The sequence below is a fragment of the Winogradskyella sp. genome, assembly GCF_025210595.1.
Lineage (GTDB): Bacteria > Bacteroidota > Bacteroidia > Flavobacteriales > Flavobacteriaceae > Winogradskyella.
In genome coordinates this window covers 1-5,462 of the sequence record NZ_JAOARH010000154.1, presented here as the reverse complement: position 1 = coordinate 5,462, position 5,462 = coordinate 1, and the positions used below count along the sequence as shown (strand labels likewise).

The window sequence follows — 5,462 nt, the reverse complement described above, 5'->3', positions numbered from 1 at the left end:
GGCATAATCACAATCTATATTTTCTAAGCCTGCTCCTACACGACCTATAAATTTAAGGCTTGTCGCTTTATCTAAAAATGCTTTATCAATCTTAAATCGACTACGAATTATAAAACCATCGTATTCATGAATTTTAGCTTCAATTTCGGGTTTTGAAGACGTATAATCTTCATGATTTGTAAATCCTAAAGCATTTAATTGCTCAAGTAGTAATGGATGGTTGGTGTCTAGGTGAAGGATTTTCATGTTTTAAATCTTCGGATAATTGGTTTGTGTTTTTTCATGAATAACGTTTCCTGTGTGTGCTGTAGATAATTTCTCGAACAATAACACATGTACTTCTTCATCATTTTTAGTCCTTGGATTATGTTCTACGCCTTTAGGTATCACTATAATCTCTCCTTCTCGTACAATTTCAGTTCGATCTCTAAACTGCATATATAACGTGCCTTTTACCACTTGAAACAATTCATCTTCATGTTCGTGAGCATGCCAAGTAAATTCGCCTTTAATCTTTGCTAACAAGACTTGCATATCATCTACTATAGCAATTTGATGTGGATGCCAATGGTTTGAGAATTTTGAAAATTTCTCTTTAATGTTGATTGCATTCATGAGATAAAGATAGCGATATTGAAATATGGAAACAACACTTCAACAATGCCAAGTGTAACAATTTTAAACGAATTAAATACCAAGAATTAACTTTGCAATCCAGAAGTAGATTAAAATTCCGAAGATATCATTACTTGTAGTAATAAATGGTCCTGTTGCAATTGCAGGATCAATACCACGTTTGTTTAAAAACAATGGTACAAAAGTTCCGATAAGACCTGCAACAATAATAACAACAATTAGTGCTAAAGATATGGCAAGCGCAGTATAGATTTCACTTTTATAAATCCATACAAATAAGAATAAAAACACAGCTAAAACTACACCATTAAATAGGGCTAGTAGCATTTCTTTTATCAATCGATTGTTGACACTTCCTTTAATATCATCATTTGCTAAACCTTGCACAATAATAGCGCTAGATTGTACTCCTACATTTCCTGCCATTGCGGCAATAAGTGGAGTAAAAAAGAATAAAACAGCATGATCTTGTAACATATGTTCAAAATCTCCCATAATTAATGCTGCTCCAATACCTCCAACTAAGCCTAAAAACAACCATGGTAAACGTGCCTTAGTTAACATCCAGATGCTATCTTCTGCATCGACATCTTGGGTAATACCTGCTGCTAATTGATAATCCTTTTCAGCCTCTTCTTTGATAACGTCTACAATATCATCAATAGTAATACGTCCTAATAAACGCTTGTTATGATCTACAACAGGAATGGCTTCTAAGTCATATTTTGCCATAACTTTTGCAACTTCCTCATCGTCATCATCTACATGTACATAATCTACTTTTGGAATATAGATTTCTGATATTTTGCTTTCGTTCTTGGCAATAATTAAATCCTTTAGCGATAATCTTCCGATGAGTTTTTCGTCTTTAGTGACCACATAGATAGAATGCACACGCTTTACGTGCTTGGCTTGTGCTCTAATTTTCCTAAGGCAACCTGCAACGGTCCAAGTTTCGTAAACTTTCACCAATTCTTTTGCCATTAATCCACCAGCCGTATCATCCTCATAAGTCATTAACTCCTTAATCTCGGCTGCAAAGGTTTCATCTTCAATTTGAGCAATTACAGTTTCCTTACGTTCTTCAGGAAGCTCCTCAATTAAATCTACGGCATCATCAGTATCTAATTCTTCGACTTCTTCGGCAATTTCTTTTGCTGATAAGTTGTTAAGAATTTTACTACTTACATCTTCATCTAGTTCAGAAAGAATATCAGAGGTTTTTTCACTATCTAGTAACTTAATAATATAAGTCGCTTGATCTAGATTTAATATGTCTAGAATTTCGGCAATATCTGCATAATGCAAATCTTTGAACAACTCTAATGCTTCTGCATCATTTGCCGTATCAACGATATGCTTAACGCGGTTTATTAGCTCGTCGCTAATTTCAAAAATGATATGCTCCTTGTTTTCTTCCAAATAAATTATCTCTGGTCATTTTCAATCAAAGACGTCAGCTCAATAAATTGTGAAACATTTAATTGCTCTGGACGCTGCCCAAAGATAGTATTTGCTTTTAAATTATCGGAAAGATTAAATGTTTTTAAACTGTTACGTAATGTTTTTCTACGCTGCTGAAATGCTGTTTTTACGACTTTAAAAAATAACTTTTCATCACAAGGCAAGGTGTAGTTCTCTTTTCTCGTTAGAAGTAATACACCAGAATCTACTTTTGGTGGCGGATTAAAAACTGAAGGTGGTACTGTAAAAAGATATTCGGCATCGTAAAACGCTTGTGTTAAAACCGAAAGAATTCCGTAAACTTTAGAGCCTTCTTTAGAACAAATACGCTGTGCGACTTCTTTTTGAAACATGCCTGAAAACTCTGGAATTTGTTTTCGCATTTCTAATGTTTTGAAAACAATTTGAGATGAAATATTGTATGGAAAATTACCAATGATAGCAAAAGGTTGATCTTTGAAAATTTGAGTTAAATCGTGTTTTAAAAAGTCCTTTTCGTAAATTCTGTTAGACAGATTAAGGTAATTGTTTTTAAGATACTCAACAGATTCGGTGTCTATTTCTATAACATGTGTGGTTGTGTCTTTTTTGAGGAGGTATTTGGTTAAAACTCCCATGCCTGGACCAATCTCTAGCACATCTTTATAATCCTTTAAAGATAATGTGTCAGCGATTTTTTTTGCAATATTCTCGTCTTTTAGAAAATGTTGACCTAAGTGTTTTTTTGCTTTGACTTGATTTTGATTTGACACGGTTTTATGAAGGATTTTGAGGTTGTTTCAAAGAAATGAAGATAATAAAAAGTCCAAAACGACTAATACTGCACTTATAAAACTTAAGCTTTTTTTGTTCTTATATAATATTTGATTTATAGGCATATAGCTTAGTTGAAATTAACCGTATACTCATCAATAACTTCTAATTCTGTTCTAAAAGCTAGCATTTTATCTGCAAAACGTTTTAATCCATCTCCTCTTAAGCGTTCTGCGTCTTCAGTATAATAAGCGTCTAAGGCCTCTCTAGAATGTGCTTTGTATTGTACCGAATAGGTTGTGCCTCCCATGTCTTCCTCAACCAATACTTTAGTTAATTTAGCGTCTACAAATTTACCAGTTGCTAATACTTGTGGTATATGTTCTTTTATCCAAGTTAGCCATTCATCGTGAACAGAATCATCGATGTTTACTGTAACATTGTATATAATCATTGTTTGGGTTTTTAAGGATGAAATATTAGGTTTTATTGCTGCAAAAATAAGCAATTGATAAGTATTTAATTTTTCTCTTCAAGGCGTTATATAGTTTTTTATTTCAAAAAAAATTAAATGCTATTTAGTTCTGCTAATTAATACTATCACCTCTTAGCATTCTAAACTTTTTTCTAGACTCAATAAAATAAATACTGTCTTCAAAATCAAAAATAATTTTTTCGTAGAGTTGTTTGGCATCTTCAGGTTTAGCCAAATGGGTATTGTAAAGCTCTGCTAAATGGTAATGTGCATCATCAGCTAGAATGTCTTCTTTCCAATCCGAAATTATTTTAAGGTAATTGGTTTCGGCTTTGTTATATTGTTTTTCCTTTTCGTAAAGCTTAGCTTGTTTAAATAAAGCTTGGTCAGTAATACTTTCACCTTTATGTTCTTGTAAAACTTTATCTAATAAAGAAATGGCTTCCTCTGTTTTATTCTGAAATGCTAATAAATCTGCCTTTGCATAATATTTTAAAGCGGTTTGTGTACTGTCTTCCCATTTGTTATCAGAAATTAAAAGCTTTAAATCTAATGCATCATTAGCAATAAGCTGAGATGTAGAAGACTTTAAAATTTTAAGCTGCGATTCTGCCCAATCAAAATCACCTTTGTAATAACTTGTTTTTGCAACTTTAAAACGTGCTTCTTGTGAAATGGTGCTGTTTTTTAAACTCAACTGAATTTGAGAGTAGAAAATTAAGGCTTCATTAAAGCGTTCTTGTAATACTAAAATATCTGCTAGCAATAATTTTACTTTAGCCTCTTGAAATTCTGAAATGTTCAATTTCATGCTTTTTCTCAAAAAAGATGTAGCGCTTTTGGTATCTTTTTGATGGAATGCCAAAAATTCGCCATAAGCTAATTGAAGCGATAAGGTAAGTTCAGACTTTCCGAATTCATTGAATAAGTTATTATAAGCTTCATCAATACGCATTAGTTCTTTTTCTGAAGCAGCATTTTTGGTGTCAATTTCTAAAATGTATTGATGTGCTGTTAGCGCAGTACTAGCGTCTTGAGTGGTTTCTAAAATGTAATTGAAAATATCTTTAGAGGTCTCGTCATCATTATCGTTAAGTGCTGTAATTGCCAATTCTATAATACGATCTAAACTTTCAGGATTACGTTTGTATAAAGCTTTTTCTTGTATAAAAGATTTGTTATAGGCTTTTTCTTGTACATATAACCAACTTAGCATTTCGTACCAATAAGGGCTTGGTTCTTGTTGAATTTTTTTAAGTAATAATCGTCTTAAATAAATGTTGTTTTCATTATCCTTATTTTCTGATATAAAATCACTTACCGCACGTTTTATATTGTTAAGAAAGTTGGGTTTATAAGCTATATATTCTATATAGTTTTCGAACATTTTTTCAATATTGCCTTGATCTCCATATATGCGTGCTAACTGAATGCTGTAGTTTTTATCTGGAGTAAGTATTTTGCCTTTGTTATAAATTTCAATGGCTTCTTCTAAAAGAGAATGATCTTCAAACTTTCTTGCTATGGTGTAAATGTAATTTGGCTTTTCGTCAACATAATTTATAGCTTCTCTATACAAGGATTTTGCGGTATCTAAACTATCTTTTAACTGAAAATTATAACCCAATTCTACTAACAGTGTAGGATTTCTATGCTTTTCTATGCGTTGAACCAGGATTTTTTCAGCAGCATCAAATTGTTCTAGTTGTTGATGCGTGTCAACGAGCTTATAAACAAATTTGTAATTGTATGGCTTCTCTTTTATGAGGTTTTCATAGATAACTAATGCTTTTTTAAACTCACCTTTTTTGTAATAGCTGTCTGCTAACACTTCACTGTTTTGACTAAAGCCAAAATAAAGTCCAAATACAAATAATACTATAAAGAGAGGTGTTTTCACAGAAGCAATTTTTGTAAATATAACAAATGCAGATTCTAGTTATTGTAAATGTTATTATAAAAAAATGCCTAAACATAATGTTTAGGCATTTAGACCAGCAAAATAAATGTGCTATTAACCATTATTCTTGTAAATATGATTCAATTACTTTGTCTTGGTGTTTTATTATTATATATCTAAAAAAAAACTTTGCTTACCATAACAGCCAATGCAATAAGTAGAACAATACGCTTT

The 5,462-nt window shown here is 31.9% G+C and carries 5 protein-coding genes and 1 pseudogene; all 6 read right to left on the bottom strand.

Translation table 11 applies throughout. The features are described from left to right. Positions 1 to 246: pseudogene (locus N4A42_RS14340) on the bottom strand (hydroxyacid dehydrogenase); the annotation flags it as partial. A 3-nt stretch (positions 247 to 249) separates the two neighbouring features. Further along, positions 250 to 615, bottom strand: a complete 366-nt coding sequence (locus N4A42_RS14335) for a cupin domain-containing protein (protein ID WP_294075443.1) — start codon at positions 613 to 615, stop codon at positions 250 to 252. A gap of 72 nt (positions 616 to 687) precedes the next feature. Continuing rightward, positions 688 to 2,058: a magnesium transporter gene (gene mgtE, locus N4A42_RS14330; protein WP_294075441.1), complete on the bottom strand. Its 1,371-nt coding sequence runs from the start codon at positions 2,056 to 2,058 to the stop codon at positions 688 to 690. A 5-nt stretch (positions 2,059 to 2,063) separates the two neighbouring features. Then, positions 2,064 to 2,852 (bottom strand): 16S rRNA (adenine(1518)-N(6)/adenine(1519)-N(6))-dimethyltransferase RsmA, encoded by a 789-nt coding sequence (gene rsmA, locus N4A42_RS14325; RefSeq protein WP_294075439.1) that lies wholly within the window; start codon positions 2,850 to 2,852, stop codon positions 2,064 to 2,066. Positions 2,853 to 2,983: 131 nt separating this feature from the next. Next, entirely contained in the window at positions 2,984 to 3,307 is a 324-nt protein-coding gene (locus N4A42_RS14320; protein ID WP_294075438.1) for a DUF4286 family protein, read from the bottom strand. Positions 3,308 to 3,440: 133 nt separating this feature from the next. Continuing rightward, positions 3,441 to 5,228, bottom strand: a complete 1,788-nt coding sequence (locus N4A42_RS14315; protein WP_294075436.1) for a tetratricopeptide repeat protein — start codon at positions 5,226 to 5,228, stop codon at positions 3,441 to 3,443. Positions 5,229 to 5,462: the final 234 nt, after the last annotated feature.